Below are 21819 nucleotides of genomic sequence, written 5' to 3'. Positions count from 1 at the left end.
TTTCCACCAAAATCGACATGCCATTGCGATTTCCGCCTGTTTGCCCAATCTGGAAAACATGATGACTGCGCTGAAAACCGTTCCCGCGACGACCTATCTGGACGCTAATGCCACCGAGCCGCTCCGCCCCTGTGCGCGGGACGCTGCGCTGGAGGGGATGATGCTGTCTGGAAACCCGTCTTCGGTTCATGCTGAAGGGCGGGAGGCTCGCCGTTTCCTTGAAAACGCCCGCAGCCGGATGGCAGCGGGTTTCGGGCGGATTTCCGGCGCTTGCGTGTTCACGTCCGGCGCGACGGAAGCCGATGCGATGGCGGTTCACGCTTTCGGGCAGGGGCGTCGGATTTTTGTTGGGACTACGGAACATGATGCTGTTCTCAAGGCTGCGCCGGACGCTGAGATTCTGCCCGTAAACAAGGATGGAATTTTGGATGTGGAACACCTTCGCGCACGGCTGCGGGAGAGTGGTCCGGCACTGGTCTGTGTGATGTCCGCCAATAACGAGACGGGGGTGCTTTCGCCACTGGAGGATGTGCTGGCGGTGTGTCGCGACTCGGGCGCGCATCTGCATGTGGATGCTGTGCAGAGCGCGGGACGGGTGCCGTTTGCGTTGGCCGGGTGCAGTGTTGCGGTTTCGGGTCACAAGATGGGTGGCCCGAAAGGGGCTGGCGCGCTGCTGCTGGCGGAAGATGAGCCTATGGACGCTCTTGTGGCGGGGGGCGGTCAGGAGCGCGGTCGCCGGGGCGGAACGCAGGCGCTTCCGGCCATTCTGGGCATGGCGGCGGCGTTTGATGCGGCGCGTGTGCAGGACTGGGGGCCGGTGCAACGTCTTCGGGACCGGGTCGAAGCTGTGGCGAAAACTGTTGGCGCGCGGGTTGCCGGGGAAGCGGTGGCGCGGCTGCCGAATACGAGCTGTCTGATTCTGGACGGTGTGGCAGCACAGGTGCAGCTTATGACGCTGGATCTGGCAGGATTCTGCGTCTCTGCGGGGTCGGCCTGCTCGTCGGGGAAAGTGTCGTCTTCGCATGTGTTGCGGGCGATGGGGGAGACGGAGGGTGCCGCGCAGGCCATCCGTGTTTCGCTTCCCTGGAATGTGCAGGAGGCTCAGGTCGAGGCGTTTTGCGAGGCGTATGAGGCGATGGCGCGCCGTTTAAGGAAATGATCGGGAAACGGGCATGATCTATCTCGATTATCTTTCGACGACGCCGTGTGATCCGGCTGTCGTAGCTGCCATGCTGCCGTGGTTCGGGGAAGATTTCGGCAACCCGCACAGTGTGCATGGGCCCGGGCGGAAGGCGGCGGAGGCCGTGGAGCGGGCACGGGAGGGCGTGGCTGGGCTTTTGGGCGTGGAAGCGCGGGAGATTGTGTTCACGTCCGGTGCGACGGAGGCGAACAACCTCGCCATCAAGGGGGCGGCGCGGCATCTGGTGCGGCTGGGCGATCCGCGACGGCGGATCATCACGGTCGCGACGGAGCATAAATGCGTTCTGGAATCGCTGCGGGCGCTGGCGGCTGAAGGTTTTGAGGCGGTTGCGCTCGGCGTGGATTCTGACGGGCGAGTTGATCCTGAGGCTCTGCGAGAGGCGCTGAAGGTGCCGACACTGCTCGTGAGCATCATGGCCGCGAACAATGAGACCGGCGTGTTGCAGGATATTCCGCAGCTTGCGGCGCTGGTGAAGGCGGCGGGCGCGCTGATGCATGTTGATTTGGCGCAGATGGCCGGGAAAATGCCGATGTCGTTGAAGGATGTGGATCTGGCGTCCGTGTCCGCGCACAAAATGTACGGGCCGAAAGGGATCGGCGCGCTTTATGTTTGCCGACGACCGCGTGTCCGGCTGGCGGCGTTGTTTTCGGGGGGCGGGCAGGAGCGCGGATTCCGGTCTGGAACGCTGCCGACACCACTTGTTGTCGGGTTCGGGGTGGCTGCGGAACTGGCTGTTGCGAACATGGCGGATGAGGCCGCGCGATTGGGCCTGTTGCGGGACGTTTTGTGGGCAAAGCTTCAAAATAGTTTGCCGGGGATCGCGCTGAATGGGGGTGGGGCGCCGCGTCTGGCGGGGGCGTTGAATGTCTGTCTGCCTGAGGGACTCCGGGCGCTTGACGTTCTGGAAGCCTGCCCGGATGTTGCCGCTTCGACCGGATCGGCCTGTACGGCAGCGGAGATTGCGCCCTCTTATGTGCTGACGGCGATGGGACTTTCTGCACAGAAGGCGTCGCAATGCTTGCGCCTGTCGGTCGGACGCTCTACCTCCAAGGCCGATATTGACCGTGCGGCTGAACTTCTGATCGCAGCCGCACGGACGTGCCAACCCAACTGAAACCGGAAAAACGGACGACCTATGCCCAAGATGACCTTTATCGAGCGTGATGGAACTCGTCGTGACGTGGACGCGCCTGTCGGACTGTCGGTGCTGGAAATCGCGCACAAGCATGACATCGATCTTGAAGGTGCCTGCGAAGGATCGCTGGCCTGCGCGACGTGCCATGTGGTCGTCGATCCGGACTGGGCCGCCAAGCTGGGCACGCCGACCGATGATGAGGAAGACATGCTCGATCTGGCGTTCGGTCTGGAAAAGACGTCCCGTCTGGGCTGTCAGATCGTCATGACGGACGCGCTGGATGGCCTGACCGTCCGCCTTCCGAAGGCGGGCTGAGCACCATGCGGATCCTCGTTGCCATGTCGGGAGGCGTGGACAGTTCCGTAGTGGCCGCGCTGCTCAAACGGCAGGGCCACGAGGTGATTGGCGCCACGCTTCAGCTTTACGATCACGGACAGGCCGCCAAGCCGGGCGCGTGCTGTGCGGGGCGTGACATCATGGATGCGCGCGCCGTGGCGGACCGTCTGGGCTTCCCGCACTATGTCATTGATGCGGAAACGCGCTTTCGTGACAGTGTGGTCGAGAGCTTTGCGGACGCTTATGCGCGTGGCGAGACACCTGTTCCCTGCGTGGCCTGCAATCAGGGCGTGAAGTTCACGGATCTTCTGGGCATGGCGCGGGATCTGGGCTGCGAGGCCATGGCGACCGGGCATTACGTCCGCCGTGTCGACGGGCCGGACGGGGCGGAAATGCACCGTCCCGTCGATGCCGAGCGGGACCAGACCTGGTTCCTGTTCGCCACGACCAAAGATCAGCTCGACTATCTGCGCTTTCCGCTGGGCGAGATGCCGGACAAGGCGCATGTCCGTGCGCTGGCCGAAGAACTGGGCCTGTCGATTGCGGCCAAGCCCGACAGTCAGGACATCTGCTTCGTCCCAACCGGCTCCTATGCCGAACTGGTCGAGAAGCTGCGCCCGGAAGTGCGGGGCGAGGGCGAGATCGTGGACGAGGACGGCAGGGTTCTGGGGCGTCACGAAGGCGTGGCGCGCTATACAGTCGGGCAGAGCAAACGTCTGGGCGACATCCATACCGCAACGGGCGAGCGCCAGATGGTGACGCGCATTGATGTGCCCAAGCGGCGCATCGTGGTCGGGCCGCGCGTGCAGCTTTCGGAAGCTGACAGCCGCCGGACGGTGCGTTTGCGGGACATGAACTGGCTGATCGACGCGCCTGTTGAGGGTGTGCGCTGTGGCGTGCAGATCCGCGCGCGCGAAAAGCTGCGCGAGGCTGTTGTAAAGCCATTGGAGAATGGTGGCGCACTGGTGGAACTGAACGAGGCCGCGATGCCCGCGCCCGGTCAGGCCTGTGTGTTGTATGATGGAAGCCGCGTGCTGGGCGGCGGCTTCATTACTGCGGGAGAGGCCTGATGGGGGGAATGCTGCTTCTGGGATCGCGTCGGTATTCGTCGTGGTCTCTGCGGGGCTGGCTGGCGGTGCGGCTGGCCGGGCTGGACGTGACGGAAGAGGTTATCGCGCTCAAGGGCGGTGGCCGGACGACCGAGATCCATGTCCGCTCCCCCAACCGGATGGTGCCGTATCTTCAGCATGACGGCGCGGATGTCTGGGAAAGTCTGGCGATCTGCGAATACTGCGCGGAAATCGCACCGTCTCTGTGGCCTGAAGACCGGATCGTGCGGGCCCATGCCCGCAGCATCAGCGCGCAGATGCATGCCGGTTTCCGTCCGATCCGCCAGAACTGCTCCATGGATGTCGAGCGCACTCCCGCGCCTCTGCCGGAAGTCAGCGAGGAACTGGCGGCCGATGTGGCGCTGCTGAGCCGCACACTCAAAGACGCGCTCCTGCGCTCGGGTCAGCCGACGACGTTCCTGTTCGGAGACCGGATGACGGTGGCGGACTGCATGTATGCGCCGGTCGCCATTCGGATTCACACGTTCGAACTGGCCGTTGATCCGGTCGTGAAGCTCTGGGTGCAGACGATGCTCGATCAGCCGTTGATGCAGGAATGGTATGCGCTGGCGGAGGCCGAACCGGCGGAATGGCGACTGCTTTACTGAGACTAGTGGTGGACGAAGCCCATGCCGGTCTGAAGAGCAGTTCTGAAAACCTCTCCCCAGACGCTGCCGTTACCGCCCATGCCACCACCACCGTGCCCGCGATCACTTTTGACTGTGTAACCGGGGTCATCGCCGTCATTGGCGGCTGATGCCATATCGGCCGGTGCGTGTGAGACGCAAGCTGCGAGGAGGAGAAAAACGGTTACGGTGCAGACCTTTTTCACGAAATCCGTTTCCTCCGGTTGCTGTTCCGCCGAAGAATGCGTGCTGCTGTAACTCCTGTCATGTCAGGAACGGTAAGGAAGCGTAAGCGTGCCGTCTTTCAAAAGAAACTTCCGGGTGCTCCGCGTAGTTAAGCAGGATGGATCTGTCTGCTGCTGGTCTGTCATGGCGTAAGTGGCTGCGGGATCAGAGATCGGGAAGGGGCAATGCGGTCATGAATTCTCTGGGGCTGTTTGCTCTGCTGCTGGCCGTGGCAACGCTGCTGGGAATCATCAATTACCGGACCCTGAAACTTCCACTGGCCATCGGAATCCTGCTGTTTTCGATGCTGATTTCTTTGGTCGTCATGCTCCTGAACCCGCTATTTCCGGGTTATGACCTCCAGCAGGTTCCTCAGAGCCTTCTGGGCACGATCAACCTGCCCCGGACGCTACTCGACGGGGCGCTGTCTTTCCTGCTGTTTGCAGGGGCGATGCAGGTCGATCTGGGAATGATCGTCTCTCGCGGTAAGGCGGTCGCGGCGCTGGCGATCGTAGGAACGTCGCTGGCCGTAGCGCTGATGGCCGTTCCGGTGTGGTTCATTTTTCCCGTATTCGGGCTTGCCGTCCCCTTCAGCTGGTGCGTTCTGTTGGGCGCGATGCTGGCACCTACTGACCCGGTCTCGGTTGTGGGCATGTTGCGACGTCTGGGGCTGCCGCCCTCGCTTCAGGCGACATTCGCGGGGGAAAGTCTGTTCAATGACGGCGTAGGGGTTGTCATTTACGGAACGATGATCGGGATGGCCACGGGAGATATCGCGTCCGTCTCGGCCAGTGATTTCATCATGCGTTTTCTGGTTGAAGCCGTGGGGGGCGGATTGTTCGGCGCATTCACCGGCTGGCTGGCGCTGTTGCTGCTTCGCGGCGTGGAGGATGCACAGATTGATCTTCTGGGCTCTTTGGCGCTGGCGGCGGGTACTTACAGTCTTGCGAACGGGCTGCATATGTCCGGGCCGATCGCAGTTGTGGTGGCCGGAATGAGTCTTGCCAGTAAAGCAGGGCATCGCGCCATTACGCCGCAATCCCGCGCGGAAATGGTAGGGTTCTGGAACCTGATCGACGAGATCCTGAACGCTCTGCTGTTCCTTCTGATCGGCTTTGAATTGCTGGAAATCAGGCCCCATCTCGCGCCGTTCCTGATGATGGTGGTGGCCATCCCGCTCTCTGTTCTGGTGCGCGGGGCGAGTGTTTTCTTGTGCACCATTCCCGTTCAGTTGCAGCCCGGAGAGCGGGGGCGTGCGTTGGGCCTTCTGACATGGGGCGGGCTGCGGGGTGGTATTTCCGTTGCGCTTGCGCTGGGGCTCCCGGCGGGGGAACTGCGCGATACGCTTCTGCCTGTGTGCTACGGTGTTGTGGTGTTCACGATCATTGTTCAGGGCCTGAGTATGGGGCGTGTGGCGCGTTGGCTGTATCCCGAGAAGCCTTCCGCAGTTGAAGTGCCTCCGGCCTGATGGGGGTGGGTATTTCCGTAAAAGGTGTTCGGCAGGGTCTGTGGGTTCCGGAAGAGGGCTGTGATAGGTTCGGAAAACAGAGAATTCTGCTGGAGCATTTTACAGATGATACGTTTGAAGCATGTCACGATGGCCGCAGTTTTTGGGGCGTCGCTCGTTGCGCCGCATCTGGCGTCCGCGACGCCGCTGCCGGGTCAGACGGCCTGCTGGCAGTCGAATGTGGGCGAGGACCCACGCCCGGAAATAAGCTGTCAGACCCTGTCACCAGAGTTCCTGCGCAAGCTGGAACATGCAACCCCGGCTCAGGTCGTCAAGCTGTTCGCAGTGCCGGGTAAAGACGGAAAACCGACCTATTTCGAAGGTGTGGGCAAGATCCCGGGTTTCTATAACGGCTATGTGGAACTGGTTTACACCAAAGGCCATGTAACGAATGTGAGCGCGGTGACGACCGAGTTCCAGAAGAACGGTATGGCGGGTGATGAAATGGATTTCCGCTGGGATTCCGTGAAGGGCGAATGCTCGGATTTCCCCGGCTCGACCCATCGGTGCAACGCTGCTGAATAAGCTCTGATTTCCAGTACCGATCCCTTCCCGATCAGGGTGTAGTGGGAAGGGTGGTCAGGCTGACGGGCGGCAAGACATGAAGCGTCGTCTTGCCGAAATACCGCATGGCGGACTGAACTTCCCACCCGGTGCCACCCGCATGATAGGTGCCTGGCTCCCAGTGCCAGTAATAGAATGCGGGTGAGGCCGTGCCTTGCGCATAGGTCATATCGGTTCCGGCTGACAGTCCGGATGCCCAGACACGATTGTGAGCGGTTTCTTCCAGCGGAAGACCTGCGAGGGCGAGCGACAGGTCGGACGTGCGCCAGCGCATGGTCCATCCTGTAAATAGCAGAAGTCCCGTCAGGGCGCAGATCTGGAGGCGTGTTTCTCTCTTTGGGGCGTCGGAAAATCTCTTGAGCTTCTCCGATAAAATCGTGCTCAGACCTGCGGAAAGCAGCAAAACCAGAAGGACTGAAAGGTCCAGCCGGAACGCTTCATGGCGCTGGCAGCATAGAAAACCAAACGCGTAGAAGGCGGCGGCGATCGTCAGATACATCGTGCCTGCAAGTGCAATGGCGGGCGCTATGAGCGTCCGTAAGGCAGGGCGAATGTCGCAGGTCATGAAGAGTGTCGTAAAGGCGCCGGTCAGAATGATTTTTAATGCGAGTCCGCTGGCCATGGCCTGTTTTGTAAACCCACCACCTGAACTCATTTCGTTCGGTTGAAGGGCGATCAGAGTCTTCAGGAACGGACCAAAGGCTGCGGCAAGACTGGCTTTGATATGTCCGTGTGTGGGCGTGAATGGAAATCCACCCCCGCCCATTCTGTGGTTGAGAAGCATCTCGGCAGAAACGCAAAGTCCAACCGCTGTGGGCAAAAGCAGCCATCTGGCGCGCCCAAATGCGGCGATACGGCGATTATATAGAAGCCCAAACCCACGCATTCCCAACCAGAGCATTCCGAAAAATACTCCCGCTTCGCTTGATGTCAGTGCAAGAGACAGCAACAGGGCTTCCGCCCGAGCAGAAAGGATCTGACTGATCTTTAGCAGGGTCAGTCCGCAGGCGGCGGCAAGGACGGGAAGATGAGCGACGGTGCCCATCGGCCAGTAGAAAAAATCTGCGGACGGATGACCGAGCATGAAAATGGCGGCAACGGATACTGCAATCAGCAGTCGTGCCGAGACAGGAGCGTCGCTTCGGCGCAGGAAGGGTACGAATGCGACCGCAGCGCAAAACAGCCATGTCAGGGCCAGAAAGATCCAGGCCAGCGGCTTATGTGCGGCATTGGCGACTGTTCCGTAGGCGAAGATGACAATTTCTGAAAATGGACGCGGGCTCCAGTGCAAAAGCCTGTCTGACAGGAATGCCAGACCATGCTCCCGGATATTGGCAAAATAATCATATTCGTCTCCCTGCCAGACAGAAGCCGGGAGTATGGCGGTCTGTAAGGCGATGACAAGGAGCATCACGCACAGGACGACGCCATAGGCTGTCCCCATGATGGTGGGTTCAGCGGAGCGCAAGGCTGATGATCGGGGAGGCGTCATGAGGGAGTCAGCGACAGACGTGGCAGTGTTCTGGCGTGATGCTGCGAAGATAAGTCGCAAAGTCACGGAAAACGGGGGCTCGCGGGTCCGATGCGCGCCATGTCAGACCGATCGTGCGGCGCGCTTCGGGTTCGGGAAGGGGGCGAACGGTGATGAGATCTTCCAAGTCCACGCGGTTGCGAAGTGCAAGCTGGGGAATGAGGGAAAATCCTTCGCCCGCTCCGATCATGTACCACAGCATTTCAAGACTGGTGGCCAGACGCGGTTCGCCCTCGCGCGGAACGGTCGGGCAGATGGACAGGGCCTGATCGCGCAGGCAGTGTCCGTCCTCCAGAAGCAGCAGGTCCGGGCGGCCAAGCTGACTGAGGGAAAGTTTCGGTTTCTGCGCCAGTTCATGCGTGCTCGGAAACACGGCAAGAAAAGATTCCTCAAAGATCGGTGCACTTTCCAGAGCCTCTGAGGGCGCGGGCAGGGCCATCAGGGCGACGTCCAGTTCGCTGTTGCGCAGGGCATGGACCAGAGTGTCCGTCATGCTTTCGCGCAGGCGCAGGCTGAGTGCTGGATAATGCTCGCGCAGACGGGGTAGAAGGCCCGGAATGTAATACGGTCCGAGCGTGGGAATGACGCCGAGCCGGAGTGCGCCTTCCATCGGGCCAGTCTGGGCGCGGGCGACTTCGAGCAGGTTACGCGCCGCCGCGAGAACCTCCCGCCCTAAAGCGAGCAGACGCTCGCCATCAGGAGTCGGCGCCACATGACGCCGGGAACGCTCGAAAAGTGTGACGTCCAGAAGCTGTTCGAGTTTGCGGACCTGTTCGGACAGTCCGGCCTGACTGACGCCGCAGCGTTCGGCAGCGCGGGAGAAGTTGCGCAGGTCATCGACCGCCACCACATATTCGATATCGCGCAGGGACAGGCCGGAAAGTGGAACATAGCTCATGTTCCATAAATAGGACCGAATAACGTTATGGGGAAGTGCGGTTCTGCCTGTTAAAGAAAAATAACGTCGGAAGAGGCTGCTTCCTGCGGGCAGGGTTCATATCATGATCGGGAGTCTTGATATCTTCATCTCATAAGTTCGGTTTTAGCGATCAGTCATATTGACAGGAACTGTTTCCTGTCCCTCTCTTTCTGTGTGACACAGAGTCCGCAACACAACACCAACCCAAGGTCAGGAGACAGTCTGATGGTACGCATCAACTCCCCGCTGAAGCCCTTCTCAACCGATGCTTTCCGCAACGGTGAGTTCCTCACGGTCACGGACTCCGACGTTCGCGGCAAATGGTCCGTTTTCTTCTTCTATCCGGCCGACTTCACGTTCGTCTGCCCGACGGAACTCGAAGACCTCGCCGACAACCAGGCCGCTTTCGACAAGCTGGGCGTGGAAATCTTCTCCGTCTCCACGGACAAGCATTTCACGCACAAGGCTTGGCATGACACGTCCCCAGCCATCGGCAAGATTAAGTACACGATGCTGGGCGATCCGACGGGCGCGATTGCACGCAACTTTGATGTGCTGATCGAAGAAGTTGGCATGGCCGATCGCGGCACGTTCCTGATCGATCCGGAAGGCAAGATCCAGTACATCGAGATCACCGCCGGTGGTGTCGGCCGTAGTGCGACCGAACTTCTGGAGAAGATTCAGGCTGCGCAGTATGTCGCAAGCCATCCGGGCGAAGTCTGCCCGGCCAAGTGGAAGGAAGGCGGCGAGACGCTGAAGCCGTCTCTCGACCTCGTCGGCAAGATCTGATCCCTCCCGGATCTGATCAGGGTGGGGCTTTCGGGCTCCACCCGCTTCCGCCTCCTGAGGGAGGCGCCTGCGCCGGACAGTCTTCCGGTTCCAAATATTCAGTCCCGTAATCCGGAGAAAAAAGATGCTTCAGGACGACCTGAAAACCCAGATGCGCGCCTATATGGAGTACCTGCGTGATGCGGTCGTGCTTGAGGCGACCCTCGGCGCGGATGCCCGTTCGGCAGAAGTGCGTGGCCTGCTGGAAGATATTGCCAGCCTGTCCCCCAAGGTGACGTTTTCGGACAAGGGGCAGGGTTCCCGTACGCCGTCATTCGTCATCCGCCGTCCGGATACGGATATTCAGGTCTGCTTTGCGGGTCTGCCGATGGGGCATGAGTTTACGTCTCTGGTTCTGGCGCTGCTTCAGGTCAGCGGCCATCCGCCGAAGATCGAGGCGGATGTGGTCGAACAGATCCGCGCGCTGGACGGGGAGTTCCATTTCGAGACGTATTTCTCCCAGTCCTGCCAGAACTGCCCGGACGTGGTGCAGGCGCTCAATGCCATGAGCGTGCTGAATCCGAAGATCCATCATACTGCTATTGATGGCGCGGATTTTCAGGAAGAAGTGGAGCGCCTCGGCATCCGCTCGGTCCCGCAGGTTTATCTGAACGGCGAGCCTTTTGCGTCTGGCCGGATGGAAGTAGCGGATATTCTGGCCAAGCTGGATACGGCTTCGGTCGCCCGTTCGGCGGAAAAGCTGAACGACATGGCGCCGTTCGATGTGCTGGTGCTTGGCGCCGGGCCTGCTGGTGATGCGGCGGCGATCTATTCCGCCCGGAAGGGCCTGCGGACCGGTATTGTGGCGGAGCGGTTTGGTGGTCAGGTCATGGATACGGCCGGGATCGAGAACTTCATTTCCGTGCAGGAAACGGAAGGGCCGAAGCTTTCAGCAGCACTTGAGGCTCATGTGCGGCAGTATGACGTCCAGATTATCGCCTCGCAGTTGGCAGCCAAGCTGATCCCGGCTGAGGACGTCGGTGGTCTGCACCAGATCGTTCTGGAAAGCGGTGCGACGCTCCGTTCGAAGACGGTCATCATCGCGACCGGCGCGCGCTGGCGGCATCTGGGGGTTCCGGGTGAGGACGAGTATCGCACGAAGGGCGTGGCCTATTGCCCGCATTGCGATGGTCCGTTCTATAAGGGACGCCCGGTTGTGGTGGCTGGTGGCGGCAATAGCGGTGTGGAAGCGGCAATTGACCTTGCGGGGATTGTGTCGCACGTCACCCTGCTTCAGCGTGGCGCACATCTGAAGGCGGACAAGGTGCTTCAGGACAAGCTGCTGAGCCTGTCGAATGTCACGGTTCTGACCAATGCCCTGACCACCAAGATCGAAGGTGACGGTAAGGAAGTTACCAGTCTGACCTATAGCGACGGCGATGGCGGTCTGCATCACGTCAAGACGGATGGCGTGTTCATTCAGATCGGTCTGCTGCCCAACTCCGAATGGCTGAAGGGCGCGCTGAAACTCAGCCCGTATGGCGAGATCGTCATCAATGACCACTGCGCGACATCTGTCCCCGGCGTGTTTGCAGCGGGAGATGTGACGACGGTCCCGTACAAGCAGATCGTCATTGCCATGGGTGAGGGAGCCAAGGCGTCCTTGTCCGCATTTGATTACCTGATCCGTCTGCCTGTGGCTGCAAAAGCCGGATAAGGAAAAGGGGATTGGGGATTTTCAGAGCGGGGTGTAGATTTTGATCATGCACCCTTACCTGATCCCCCTTCTCACTTTCGCGGCTGCGGCTGCTGTTTTCACGATTACGCCGGGCCTTGATACGGCCATGACGCTGCGAACTGCTACAACCTCCGGCTGGAAGGCCGGTCTGGCCGCGGTTGTGGGGATCTGTCTTGGGCTGGGGATCTGGGGGCTCGCGGCAGCATTTGGCCTGACGGCCCTGCTGGCCGCGTCGGAAACGGCGTTTACGGTCGTCAAATGGGCCGGTGCGCTGTATCTGGCGTGGCTTGGGATCGGGCTGATCCTGCACCCCCGGACGTCCCTTGGAACAGCGGATGCAGTGCCGATACAGGCCGATGCCCGAGCGGCCTTCCGGCGCGGTCTGCTGACGAATTTACTCAACCCCAAGGTTGGCATTTTTTACATGACGTTCATGCCGCAGTTCATTCCGCCGCATGTGAACGTGAAGGAGTTTTCGCTCCTTCTGACGGCCATTCAGGCGCTGCTGTCGTTTGCATGGTTGGCGCTGCTCGTTGTGCTGACGGTGCCGCTGGGGCGGTTTTTGTCGAGTGCGACGGTTGTGCGCCGCATGGACCGGCTGACAGGCAGTATTTTTCTGGCGTTCAGCCTCAAGCTGGCACTGAGCCGCAGAGCCTGAATTTCAAACAAAAATGGCGGGGCCGAAGCCCCACCATTTTTTTTAGGCTGAAGCCATTCCGCGCAGGACGTAGGGCAGGATGCCCCCGTTACGGTAATAGTCCGCCTCATCGACCGTATCGACACGGCACAGCAGCGGGACATCTTGCGTGCTGCCATCCTGACGGGTGATTGTCATGGTCAGAGTCTGACGCGGCGTCAGGGTTTCGATGCCGTGAATGGCGATCGTCTCCGTTCCATCCAGTCCCAGCGTTTTGCGTGTTGTGCCCGGTTCGAAGGTCAGGGGCAGGACGCCCATACCCACGAGATTGGAGCGGTGAATGCGCTCGAAGCTCTCGGCAATGACGGCCTTGATGCCCAGTAGGCGCGTGCCTTTCGCGGCCCAGTCCCGCGACGAGCCCATCCCGTATTCCTTGCCTCCGAACACCACGAGCGGCACGTTATCCTGTGCATAGCGGCTGGCAGCATCATAGATGGACATTTGTGCGCCATCCGGCTGATGCAGCGTGACGCCGCCTTCGGTTCCCGGTGCCATCTCGTTGCGGATGCGGATATTGGCGAAAGTCCCCCGGACCATGACGCGGTCATTGCCGCGACGGGAGCCGTAGGAATTGAAATCCTTCACCGCAACCTGATGCTCCTGAAGATACACCCCCGCAGGCGAAGAGGCCGCAATCGCACCAGCCGGGGAGATGTGATCTGTCGTGATGTTGTCGCCCAGCAGCGCCAGAATCCGCGCGCCGGAAATGTCCTTCGTCGGCGCGGGTTCGGCGGTCAGACCGTCGAAATAGGGCGGGTTCTGCACATAGGTCGAGCCCGGCTGCCAGTCATAGGTGGCTGAGGTTCCGGCAGAGGCCAGAGCCTGCCATTCCTTGGTGCCTTCCGTAATGTGGCTGTAGCGCTCGACGAAGGCTTCGCGTGTGACGGCGGAGCCGACGAGCTCGGCGATTTCGTGGTTGGTCGGCCAGATATCGCGCAGGTGAACCGGCGTGCCGTCGGGCGCATGCCCCAGAACAGCCGTCGTGATGTCCTCGCGCATCGTTCCCAGCAGCGCATAGGCGACGACGAGCGGCGGGCTTGCGAGATAATTGGCGCGCACGTTGGGCGAAATCCGGCCCTCGAAGTTCCGGTTGCCGGACAGGACGGAGGTTGCGACCAGACCATTGCCTTCGATCGCGTCCACCAGTTCTTTCGCCAGTGGGCCGGAATTACCGATGCAGGTCGTGCAACCATATCCGACCGTCTCAAAACCCAGCGCGTCCAGATCGGCGCTCAGATTGGCGCGATCCAGATAGTCTGTCACGACCTGCGATCCCGGCGCGAGCGATGTCTTGACCCAGGGCTTCGGCATCAGTCCGAGCGCGCGGGCCTTGCGGGCCACCAGTCCGGCCGCGACCAGAACGGCGGGGTTGGACGTGTTGGTGCAGGACGTGATGGCGGCGATGACGATGGAGCCGTGCCCGATCGCATACTCCGTGCCAGCGACGGGGGCGGTCTTGTGGATATCGGCTGGCTTGACGCCCAGTGCGTCTGTCAGGGCTTTTTCGAAAGCCGGGGTGGCGGCGGAGAGTTCGATCCGGTCCTGCGGGCGCTTGGGGCCGGAAATGCAGGGCGTGACCGTGCCCAGATCCAGCGTCAGAACGTCCGAGAACACCGGCTCCGGCGTGGAGGCATCGCGGAACATGCCCTGTGCGCGCAGCCAGGACTCCGTCAGCGCAATGCGATGCTCGTCACGGCCAGTCTGCCGCAGATAGTCGAGCGCCAGCGCATCGACCGGGAAGAAGCCGCAGGTTGCGCCATATTCCGGCGCCATGTTTGCGATGGTCGCACGATCCGCGACCGGCAGATGATCCAGCGCCGGGCCAAAGAACTCCACGAACTTGCCGACCACGCCCTTGGCGCGCAGCATCTGCGTGACCGTCAGGACCAGATCGGTCGCGGTCGTGCCTTCCGGCAGCCGCCCGTCCATCCGAAAGCCCACGACATCGGGGATGAGCATGGAAATCGGCTGTCCGAGCATGGCGGCTTCGGCTTCGATCCCGCCCACGCCCCAGCCCAGAACGCCAAGCCCATTAACCATGGTCGTGTGGGAATCCGTACCATACAGCGTGTCGGGATAGGCGTAGGTGACGTCACCGATCGTGCCCGTCCAGACGACCTGCGACAGATATTCCAGATTGACCTGATGGCAGATGCCCGCTCCCGGCGGGACGACGCGGAACTGGTCGAACGCTTCCTGACCCCAGCGCAGGAACGCATAACGTTCGCCATTGCGCTCGAATTCCAGCGAGACATTCTGCTGGAGCGCGTCCTTGCGTCCGGCCACGTCCACCATGACGGAGTGGTCAATGACCAGATCGACGGGGACGAGCGGATTGACCTTCTGCGGATCACCGCCGAGCGAGACGATGCCGTCGCGCATGGCTGCGAGATCGACCACGGCCGGAACGCCGGTGAAATCCTGCATCAATATCCGCGCGGGCTTGAACGGGACTTCCGCGGTGGAGTGTGCAGCTTTCGTCCAGTCGACAATCGCCTGTGCATCTTCAACGCGATAGGTCGTGCCATCCGTAAAGCGCAGGACGTTTTCGAGCAGAACCTTCAGGCTGACGGGCAGGCGCGAAATGTCGCCGAGTTTTTCAGCCGCCACAGGCAAGGAGAAATAGCGATACGAGCGCCCCTCGATCGAGAGGTCGCGCTGGCAGTCCAGAAGGTCGTGTCCAACCTGTTTCATGATGGGAATGGTCCTTGGAGGGCTGTCAGGAAATTAGTTGATGGCGCGCAGAAGGGCCTGCGTGACGTCCTGCGTGGTGGCCTTGCCACCGAGATCGCGGGTGCGGAGGCCTTCGACCTGAAGGATCTGCTTCATCGCACCGTCAAGCCGTTCGGAGAGGTCCAGCCGTCCGACATGGGCGAGCATCATGCTACCCGCCATCATCAGCGCCAGCGGATTGGCGATGCCCTGTCCGGCGATATCGGGCGCGGAGCCATGGACAGCTTCGAAGATACCCATTTTCTCGCCGATATTCGCGCCCGGCGCCATGCCTAAGCCACCTACGAGACCTGCCGTCAGATCGGACAGGATGTCGCCGAACAGATTGGTCGTGACGATGACGTCGTAATTCTCCGGGCGGATGACGAGTTCCATCGCGCAGGCATCGACGATACGCTCTTCCAGCACCACGCGACCTTCATATTCCGCGGCGACTTTTCGGCCTTCATGCAGGAACAGGCCGCTCAGGATTTTCAGGATGTTCGCCTTGTGGACGAGCGTCACTTTTTTGCGGTTGTTCTTGATGGCGTATTCGAAGGCGAAACGGACGATCCGGTTGCATTCCGCGCGGGTATTGAAGCCTGCGCCATACGCCACAGCTTCTGGGTCTCCGTCCACGGCCATGTAATGCTCCATCGCGGCATACAGGCCTTCAATGTTCTCGCGGATCACGACCAGATCGACGTTTTCATACCGTCCGCCGGGCACGATCGTCTGGGTTGGGCGGACATTGGCGTACAGATCGAAGGCCTGACGCAGCGTGACGTTGATAGAACGGAAGCCCTTGCCAACGGGGGTGGTCAGCGGGCCTTTCAGCACGAGGCCAGTGCGACGGATACTGTCGAGCGTAGCCTCGGGGAGAGCGGTTCCGTGCTGCTCGAACGCGCCGACGCCTGCGCTCTGGTGGTCCCAGAGGAAGGGGGCGTCGAGGGCGTCCATGACGGTCGTGACCGACTGCATGATTTCGGGGCCAATTCCATCACCGGCGATGAGTGTGGCGGGAATGGTCTTGGTCATGGCGCGTTCCTGTTCGGGGCAAGAGGTGTGTCTGTGACGCGGCGGACCTTAAAGAAGTTCCGTGTCTGAACCAATGTTTGCAGAGGGGTTTCATCATACTTTAAAGGTATGGAATGATCGAACTCAGACACCTCCATGCCGTTATCGCCATTGCCGAGGAGCGCAATCTTACCCGGGCTGCCGAGCGGCTGGGCATTCAGCAGCCCCCGCTGACGCGGCTGCTTAAGGGAGTGGAGCAAGAACTGGGGGTGCAACTCTTCGAGCGTCATGCAAAGGGCATGCGGCTAACGTCCGCAGGACGGAGCATGCTCAAAGGGGCGTATGATGTCATCGCGCGTATGGATGAGACCGTCGAAGATGTCCGCCGGATCGTGCGGGGGGAGACTGGGGAACTGTCGATCGGGTTCACCAACTCCGCCCTGTGTCATCCCAGTCTGCCGGACATGCTGGGGCAGTTCCGCGAAACCTGGCCGGATGTTGGTCTGACGCTGACGGAGGGCAATTCCAGCCAGCTTCTGGGAGGTTTGCGGGAGGATACGGTGGATGTCGCTTTTGTGCGGACGTCCATTCCCGATGTGTCGGATGTTGTGGTCGAACTGATCGTGGAAGAACCTATGGTGGTGGCGGTTCCTCGAACGCACCGTCTGGCGAAAGACGCTCCGGCGTCAGGGCTGAAACTGACAGACCTCGAGAATGAGGACTTCATTCTGTATCAGAGCCAATACAATAACGGCCTGTACAAAACGATCGTGGATGCCTGTCTGGGAGCGGGTTTCACGCCACGGGTCCATCAGAAGGGGCCGCAGCTTCTGGCGGCTCTCAATCTGGTTGCCGGGGGACTGGGAATCTCTCTCGTCCCGCAGTCCATGCAGCAGCATCATGCCGGACAGGTGGTCTATATCCCGCTATCCTCTCGCACGGCCCTGACGGCACCGCTTTATCTGGTGTTTCGTTCTGTCCGCATGACGGGGGCCAAGCTTTATTTCATTCATCAGGCCCGGCGCATCAGGCAGACTTATGTGGATGGAAGTTCTGATCAACCTCGTCTGCCAGTCGGGCCATGTCTGAATGGTTATGCCGCGGGTAATGGGGCGAGATAAAGATCGAGACGTTGCCCCGAATGACTATCGGACAGGTCTATGTTTTGGTTTGGGGCGGCGGGAAGAGGTTTGCCATCCAGACGGCTTTCTACAATCCGCGCGGCGTAGGTTGGGCCGGGTGTCAGAATTCCCTGTTGGCCTCCATGAGCATGGATGCAGCAACTCATGAGCCCTTCGCTGATTTTGAGTTCTGTAAGGCGGCCTGTTCCGGTCCAGGAGAGGATTTCTTCCTGCCCACGGGAGAGCGTCATGCGGCCATTCGTAACAGTCATGATGACTTTTCCGATTGGGGTGTGGATCGGGCCAAGTGTAACGTCTGCGCCTGTATTATGCAGTTCCCAGCCCGCCCAGGGGTTGATGTCCATAACGTCTGCAACACCCAGCATGGGCAGCATTGCGCCCCAGGAATAGAACAGGTCCGTATCCGGTTGGTCGTTGGCCTCGCCGGTTGTGGCCGAGTAGTTTTCTGCGGCGATTCTACGGTCCGTCCATGACTGGTTGAACAGCGCCATGCTGCGCTCGGCGAGCAGGGATGCTTCTGCGACGAACCCGTAGCGCCGCAGACCATGCCACACAAAATAATTCACATTTGGCCAGATACGGCCGCGCCAGTAGACGTTATCTGCAGAGGCAGGGTCATCCCGGCTGACATTCGGGATCATATAGGGGCCATCGAAGCGGGTCGGATCAGAGAAATGTCTGATCAGGGACTGTGCCTGTTCCGGCGTGGCAGCACCGCAGATCAGCGGGAAGAAGCTTGTGGGTCCGACACTGTTGACGAACCCGCCATGACGTTGGCGATTGGCGAAAATGCTGCGTTCATGATCCCATAAATGTTCCCGGATTTTGCTACGCGTGTCGTTTGCTAGTGTATTGAAAGTCTGTGCGTCTTCAGTGTGTCCCAGCTCCCGCGCAATATGCGCCAGACATTCCGCATCAAGCGCCAGAGAGCAGTTGAGTCCGACATCGAGCAATGACAGCGTGCGTGTTTCGGGGCTGTAGAGTGCTTCGTCATGGGTTGGGGAATTGTCCATCCCCGTCTCATTGCGGGCTCCGAAGTGAGTGCCTTTGTACAAGGCCTCTCCGACATTGGATGTTCCGCACGAGACAAGCCCCATCCCATCCGGGTCGCGCTCACTGCGCCACCAGGTGTGGTTGCGGGACAAAGCTTCGTAATGGCATTCGAGAAATGATTTTTCGCGATGGCGCAGATAAATCATCCACGTCATGAATGCGCCATTCGGAGCCTGAGTACGATCCACCCATGTGTCGTTCGATGTGGCGAGACAGGCGAAATTACCCTGCGGTGTTGCGTTTGCCGTGGCCACCGCCATGTTTTCGCGCGCAGTCTGCCCATCAAGGAGGGCAGCCATCAGCGCGGAATAAGTCTGATCGTTGTACCAGACCGCGAATGTCCCCAGATTCCAGATCCGGCTGAAGGTGGTATAGGGGCGACGATTGATGCCGTCATACAAGGTGTTCCAGCCCATGACATCCCGAACGGCATCCAAGGCTCCGGCGTGCCGACCGGTCTGGGTGGGAAGCGCAGACTCTTTCTCGGGAGCGCATTCAAGCGTGGCCCGGGCTTTCGCGATTGCCAGTTCCTCGCTGTCCGCTACGGCTGCGGCGAAGCGCCCTTTGCGCATCATTTCCAGATTGAAGCGCAATGTGATGACGGGGGCAGATGTTCCCCTGCTGGATGTCTGGAAATAGCCGTGATCGTTGAAATCTTGTGCTGCGGCTTTCAGCGTTTCATGAGCTGTGACCTGAATGGGGGCCGTGTCGCTCATCAGGGCAACGTACCGATAACCTAACTGGATAACAGCAGCCTCGCCGTTATAGGTCACGGTGGCGCCGCATTCGGCAGAGAGGCAGAGGTTTACCCAGTAACGCAGGCCCCATTCCGCCAGAACTTTCCCCTCCCATGTCCCCAGCAGGCAATAGGGATCATCTTTCTCGTAGCTGAATGCGATTTCCGTCCCACCATGCCGGGTTTCGAACTCCACCAGCCCTCCGGCCATATCATGACGACCAAACAGAAGATCCTTTCCCGGTGGGAGCAGGGTCGCGCTGCGCTGGCTGGTGGAATAGAGCAGGGGCGTGACATGAACGCCGAGCGGCAGGAACGTCATGGCCGCCGGGCGGTCGGACCAGGTGTTCCATGCGCGGACCGGGGGCACTGTGCTCTCAACAATCATGACGGATCCTGTTTGCTGCAATTGTCGGGGCGATGTCCGGGTTTTCTTGCGCCACTGCGTCTGTTGGTGTCGTCAAGGATGTGTGCCAGTCGTGTTTCGTCCAGTTCAAGGCCGAATGACCAGCATAATGTGTCGTAAATTCCGAGAAAGGAGCGACTACAGGGGGCAAGCCGGTTTTGGGTTTCGATGATGCTTTGGCCGGTCACATCAGCAAGCCATGCAATCAGTTCTTCCTGCACGCCGGGGACCTCCAGCGCTTGGCCGGGTGGGGTATGCAGGTCCAGCCATCGTGCTGGTGTTGCGTCGCCTATGACGTGTAGTGGGGCTGACAGGCGGATATCGCGGGAGGATGATCCGATGTCTATGCTGACCGCTCCGGCGGGGACAGTCCAGTCTTCGCGTACGGTATCGAAATAGGCGAGATCGCGGCGGTCCAGCGTCATGGTCACGACGCGGCTTTCTCCCGGTTCCAGAGAAACGGTCGTAAATCCTTTCAGGGCCCGGAGAGGATGATGGGGCAAGGCCCGGTTGGCTGCGGCTGGGTTCCGTCCGAGATAAAGCTGGCAGATTTCCCGGCCTGTCCGGGTGCCGGTGTTGGACAGCGTAAACTGAATTGCGATGCCTTCTGCGTTATTCGTTAGTTTCAGGGCGGCGTAGGTGAAGGATGTGTAGGACAATCCGTGGCCGAACGGGAAAAGAGGCTCTATTCGTCGGATATCGAAAAACCGGTATCCGACGAAAATGCCTTCCCGATACAGGTGTTTCCCCTGTTCGCCGGGGTAGCCCAGAAAGGCTGGGCAGTCTTCTGATCGTACCGGCCATGTGACGGATGTTTTGCCGGAAGGGTTGGCAGGTCCGAACAGGATATCGGCTACGGCCTGTCCAAATCCTGCCCCCGCATAGCCCGCTGAGAGGATGGCCTGCACGTTGTCGGCCCATGGCAGAACGACAGCATCCGGATGCGTGAGAACCACCACAATCCTGTTATGGAGCTTCGCTAGTTCAGCGATCAGGGTGTTATGCGCCTGACAGAGATCCAGATCGGGCCGGTCGGCATTTTCGCCACTAACGCTGGGCGGGGTGGAGGCGAAGACGATGACGGTTTCAGCGCTGCGTGCGGCGGCAAGGGCTGCATCCTGACGGTGTGGGTCATGCGTGCCATTCACGCTCCAGCCGGGTTCCCAATGAATGGATACGCCTTCAGGGGCAGTCGCTTGCAGGCATTCCAACGGAATGTCACATCGGATGGGTCGGACGGCGGCGCTGCCCGCGCCCTGAATTTCGGGGGAGACCGCACCTGTGCCGATGATCAGAAGGCGGTTGCCCGGTTTCGGCGTGAGGGGGAGGAGATCGTTCTGGTTTCTGAGCAGGACGCAGGCGCGCGAGGCAGCTTTGCGCGCCAGATCGTGGTGGGCCGCGAAATCCGGGCTCGAAACCGGCAGTCTGCGCTGGGCGTCTGCGCTCCGGAGCGTCAGGGCCGCAATATGGATGCAGGCCTCGTCCAGCACCGCGACCGGCACGTTCCCGCCTGAGACGGCGTTTTCAAGACGCCGTCTGCGGGCGGCATTGAACGGCATGTCCAGATCGTTTCCGGATTTTACTGCGGCGGGGAGATCCTGAATCCCGTGCCAGTCGGACATGATCACGCCGTCATAGTGCCACCGACCACGCAGGATATCGCGCAGGAGCCACGGGTTCTGTGATGTCTGCACCCCGTTGAGCCGGTTGTAGGACGTCATGACTGTCCACGGGTTACTCTGGGCGATCGCCCGCTCGAACCCCAGCAGATACAGTTCATGCAGCGCGCGGGGCTCGACGACGGAATCCATGCTGATGCGCTCGGTTTCGGAGTTGTTGCATGCAAAATGCTTGAGCGACGCTCCCACGCCATTGTCCTGCAGCCCCCGAATGACTCCTGCAGCCATTTCTCCCGTCAGGATTGGGTCTTCGCTGAAATATTCAAAACCCCGCCCCGCCAGCGGCGAACGGCGCAGGTTGATCCCCGGCCCGAGCAGGATCTGTGCGCCGGCAGCCCGGCATTCGAGTGCCAGTGCGGTTCCGACCTCATGAGCTAATGTGATGTCCCAGCTATTGGCCAGAACTGAGAGTGCGGGAAAGCATGTCGCCGGGATGCTCTTGCCGAGAAGGACGTTGTCATCCCGGTTTTCTGGATCATCCGTAGTCTCTACGGCATCAAGGAAAGCTCCGAGATCAGCATTTTGTGTGTCTGTGGAGATCTGGTTTGGCACTATGCGAAGACCGTTGGAGCCATCGACCATCAGTAGGGAAGGGAGACCCAGCCGGGGCACGCCGGTCGTGCGCCACAGACCGTCTCCGCAGACGAGATCAAGCTTCTCCGTAAGCGTCATCTGCGCAACGATTGCGATCGCTTCGGTTCGGAATGCGTTCGCCATG

18 protein-coding genes are annotated in these 21819 nt (G+C 60.4%); 12 read left to right on the top strand and 6 right to left on the bottom strand.

Annotated elements, in window-relative coordinates:
- Positions 1–58 precede the first annotated feature (58 nt).
- From JK176_RS03985 to JK176_RS03950, 8 genes are all read left to right on the top strand, one after another.
- A complete protein-coding gene (locus tag JK176_RS03985; RefSeq protein ID WP_249194180.1) occupies positions 59–1159 on the top strand; it encodes a cysteine desulfurase family protein in 1101 nt (366 codons plus the stop codon).
- 13 nt (positions 1160–1172) lie between these two features.
- Positions 1173–2315, top strand: a complete 1143-nt coding sequence (locus tag JK176_RS03980; RefSeq protein WP_211586512.1) for a cysteine desulfurase family protein — start codon at positions 1173–1175, stop codon at positions 2313–2315.
- Positions 2316–2336: 21 nt separating this feature from the next.
- Entirely contained in the window at positions 2337–2651 is a 315-nt protein-coding gene (locus JK176_RS03975) for a ferredoxin family 2Fe-2S iron-sulfur cluster binding protein (RefSeq protein ID WP_062027361.1), read from the top strand.
- A 5-nt stretch (positions 2652–2656) separates the two neighbouring features.
- Positions 2657–3742, top strand: a complete 1086-nt coding sequence (gene mnmA, locus JK176_RS03970; protein WP_194261282.1) for a tRNA 2-thiouridine(34) synthase MnmA — start codon at positions 2657–2659, stop codon at positions 3740–3742.
- Positions 3742–4389 (top strand): glutathione S-transferase family protein, encoded by a 648-nt coding sequence (locus JK176_RS03965; protein WP_211586511.1) that lies wholly within the window; start codon positions 3742–3744, stop codon positions 4387–4389. The genes mnmA and JK176_RS03965 overlap by 1 nt, the downstream gene beginning before the upstream one ends.
- On the top strand, positions 4371–4538 hold the full coding sequence (locus JK176_RS03960) for a hypothetical protein (protein WP_211586510.1): 168 nt from the start codon (positions 4371–4373) through the stop codon (positions 4536–4538). The genes JK176_RS03965 and JK176_RS03960 overlap by 19 nt, the downstream gene beginning before the upstream one ends.
- A 287-nt stretch (positions 4539–4825) precedes the next feature.
- The gene (locus JK176_RS03955; protein ID WP_211586808.1) at positions 4826–6100 is read left to right on the top strand and encodes a sodium:proton antiporter; all 1275 of its coding nucleotides are present in this window, start codon (positions 4826–4828) and stop codon (positions 6098–6100) included.
- Positions 6101–6205: 105 nt separating this feature from the next.
- Positions 6206–6664: a hypothetical protein gene (locus JK176_RS03950; protein WP_211586509.1), complete on the top strand. Its 459-nt coding sequence runs from the start codon at positions 6206–6208 to the stop codon at positions 6662–6664.
- A 31-nt stretch (positions 6665–6695) separates the two neighbouring features.
- Here the strand turns inward: JK176_RS03950 and JK176_RS03945 are convergent, their stop codons facing one another.
- Together JK176_RS03945 and JK176_RS03940 are read right to left on the bottom strand one after the other, a co-directional pair.
- A complete protein-coding gene (locus JK176_RS03945; RefSeq protein WP_211586508.1) occupies positions 6696–8195 on the bottom strand; it encodes a hypothetical protein in 1500 nt (499 codons plus the stop codon).
- Between the two features lie 7 nt (positions 8196–8202).
- Positions 8203–9132 (bottom strand): hydrogen peroxide-inducible genes activator, encoded by a 930-nt coding sequence (locus JK176_RS03940; RefSeq protein ID WP_211586507.1) that lies wholly within the window; start codon positions 9130–9132, stop codon positions 8203–8205.
- A 246-nt stretch (positions 9133–9378) separates the two neighbouring features.
- Here JK176_RS03940 and ahpC point away from each other — a divergent pair, with 246 nt between their 5' ends.
- From ahpC to JK176_RS03925, 3 genes are all read left to right on the top strand, one after another.
- Positions 9379–9942: an alkyl hydroperoxide reductase subunit C gene (gene ahpC, locus JK176_RS03935; protein ID WP_194261289.1), complete on the top strand. Its 564-nt coding sequence runs from the start codon at positions 9379–9381 to the stop codon at positions 9940–9942.
- A gap of 124 nt (positions 9943–10066) precedes the next feature.
- Positions 10067–11638: an alkyl hydroperoxide reductase subunit F gene (gene ahpF, locus JK176_RS03930; protein WP_211586506.1), complete on the top strand. Its 1572-nt coding sequence runs from the start codon at positions 10067–10069 to the stop codon at positions 11636–11638.
- A gap of 46 nt (positions 11639–11684) precedes the next feature.
- Positions 11685–12317 carry a LysE family translocator gene (locus JK176_RS03925; protein ID WP_211586504.1) on the top strand — a complete coding sequence of 211 codons (633 nt, stop codon included), beginning with the start codon at positions 11685–11687 and terminating at the stop codon, positions 12315–12317.
- 42 nt (positions 12318–12359) lie between these two features.
- Here JK176_RS03925 and acnA read toward each other — a convergent pair whose 3' ends face one another.
- Positions 12360–15050: an aconitate hydratase AcnA gene (acnA, locus tag JK176_RS03920; protein ID WP_211586502.1), complete on the bottom strand. Its 2691-nt coding sequence runs from the start codon at positions 15048–15050 to the stop codon at positions 12360–12362.
- 33 nt (positions 15051–15083) lie between these two features.
- A complete protein-coding gene (locus tag JK176_RS03915; RefSeq protein ID WP_211586500.1) occupies positions 15084–16106 on the bottom strand; it encodes an isocitrate/isopropylmalate dehydrogenase family protein in 1023 nt (340 codons plus the stop codon).
- A 113-nt stretch (positions 16107–16219) separates the two neighbouring features.
- Here JK176_RS03915 and JK176_RS03910 point away from each other — a divergent pair, with 113 nt between their 5' ends.
- Positions 16220–17206 (top strand): LysR family transcriptional regulator, encoded by a 987-nt coding sequence (locus tag JK176_RS03910; RefSeq protein WP_211586499.1) that lies wholly within the window; start codon positions 16220–16222, stop codon positions 17204–17206.
- On the opposite strand, the gene JK176_RS03905 is transcribed toward JK176_RS03910, so the two are convergent.
- Together JK176_RS03905 and JK176_RS03900 are read right to left on the bottom strand one after the other, a co-directional pair.
- Complete coding sequence (locus JK176_RS03905; protein WP_211586498.1) at positions 17179–19404, bottom strand: MGH1-like glycoside hydrolase domain-containing protein; 2226 nt, start codon at positions 19402–19404, stop codon at positions 17179–17181. The genes JK176_RS03910 and JK176_RS03905 overlap by 28 nt on opposite strands.
- On the bottom strand, positions 19401–21818 hold the full coding sequence (locus tag JK176_RS03900) for a beta-glucosidase (protein WP_211586497.1): 2418 nt from the start codon (positions 21816–21818) through the stop codon (positions 19401–19403). Before JK176_RS03900 ends, JK176_RS03905 begins: the two co-directional genes overlap by 4 nt.
- Position 21819 lies beyond the last annotated feature (1 nt).

This window comes from Gluconobacter sp. Dm-73 (assembly GCF_018256215.1).
GTDB classification, from domain to species: domain Bacteria; phylum Pseudomonadota; class Alphaproteobacteria; order Acetobacterales; family Acetobacteraceae; genus Gluconobacter; species Gluconobacter cadivus.
The sequence above is the reverse complement of the archived record's forward strand: the minus strand, read 5'-3'. Positions and strand labels throughout refer to the sequence as shown.

Coding starts and splice junctions, on each gene's coding strand:
- JK176_RS03985 (WP_249194180.1), top strand. CDS start 59: ATGATGACTGCGCTGAAAACCGTTCCCGCGACGACCTATCTGGACGCT.
- JK176_RS03980 (WP_211586512.1), top strand. CDS start 1,173: ATGATCTATCTCGATTATCTTTCGACGACGCCGTGTGATCCGGCTGTC.
- JK176_RS03975 (WP_062027361.1), top strand. CDS start 2,337: ATGCCCAAGATGACCTTTATCGAGCGTGATGGAACTCGTCGTGACGTG.
- mnmA (WP_194261282.1), top strand. CDS start 2,657: ATGCGGATCCTCGTTGCCATGTCGGGAGGCGTGGACAGTTCCGTAGTG.
- JK176_RS03965 (WP_211586511.1), top strand. CDS start 3,742: ATGGGGGGAATGCTGCTTCTGGGATCGCGTCGGTATTCGTCGTGGTCT.
- JK176_RS03960 (WP_211586510.1), top strand. CDS start 4,371: ATGGCGACTGCTTTACTGAGACTAGTGGTGGACGAAGCCCATGCCGGT.
- JK176_RS03955 (WP_211586808.1), top strand. CDS start 4,826: ATGAATTCTCTGGGGCTGTTTGCTCTGCTGCTGGCCGTGGCAACGCTG.
- JK176_RS03950 (WP_211586509.1), top strand. CDS start 6,206: ATGATACGTTTGAAGCATGTCACGATGGCCGCAGTTTTTGGGGCGTCG.
- JK176_RS03945 (WP_211586508.1), bottom strand. CDS start 8,195: ATGACGCCTCCCCGATCATCAGCCTTGCGCTCCGCTGAACCCACCATC.
- JK176_RS03940 (WP_211586507.1), bottom strand. CDS start 9,132: ATGAGCTATGTTCCACTTTCCGGCCTGTCCCTGCGCGATATCGAATAT.
- ahpC (WP_194261289.1), top strand. CDS start 9,379: ATGGTACGCATCAACTCCCCGCTGAAGCCCTTCTCAACCGATGCTTTC.
- ahpF (WP_211586506.1), top strand. CDS start 10,067: ATGCTTCAGGACGACCTGAAAACCCAGATGCGCGCCTATATGGAGTAC.
- JK176_RS03925 (WP_211586504.1), top strand. CDS start 11,685: ATGCACCCTTACCTGATCCCCCTTCTCACTTTCGCGGCTGCGGCTGCT.
- acnA (WP_211586502.1), bottom strand. CDS start 15,050: ATGAAACAGGTTGGACACGACCTTCTGGACTGCCAGCGCGACCTCTCG.
- JK176_RS03915 (WP_211586500.1), bottom strand. CDS start 16,106: ATGACCAAGACCATTCCCGCCACACTCATCGCCGGTGATGGAATTGGC.
- JK176_RS03910 (WP_211586499.1), top strand. CDS start 16,220: ATGATCGAACTCAGACACCTCCATGCCGTTATCGCCATTGCCGAGGAG.
- JK176_RS03905 (WP_211586498.1), bottom strand. CDS start 19,404: ATGATTGTTGAGAGCACAGTGCCCCCGGTCCGCGCATGGAACACCTGG.
- JK176_RS03900 (WP_211586497.1), bottom strand. CDS start 21,818: ATGGCGAACGCATTCCGAACCGAAGCGATCGCAATCGTTGCGCAGATG.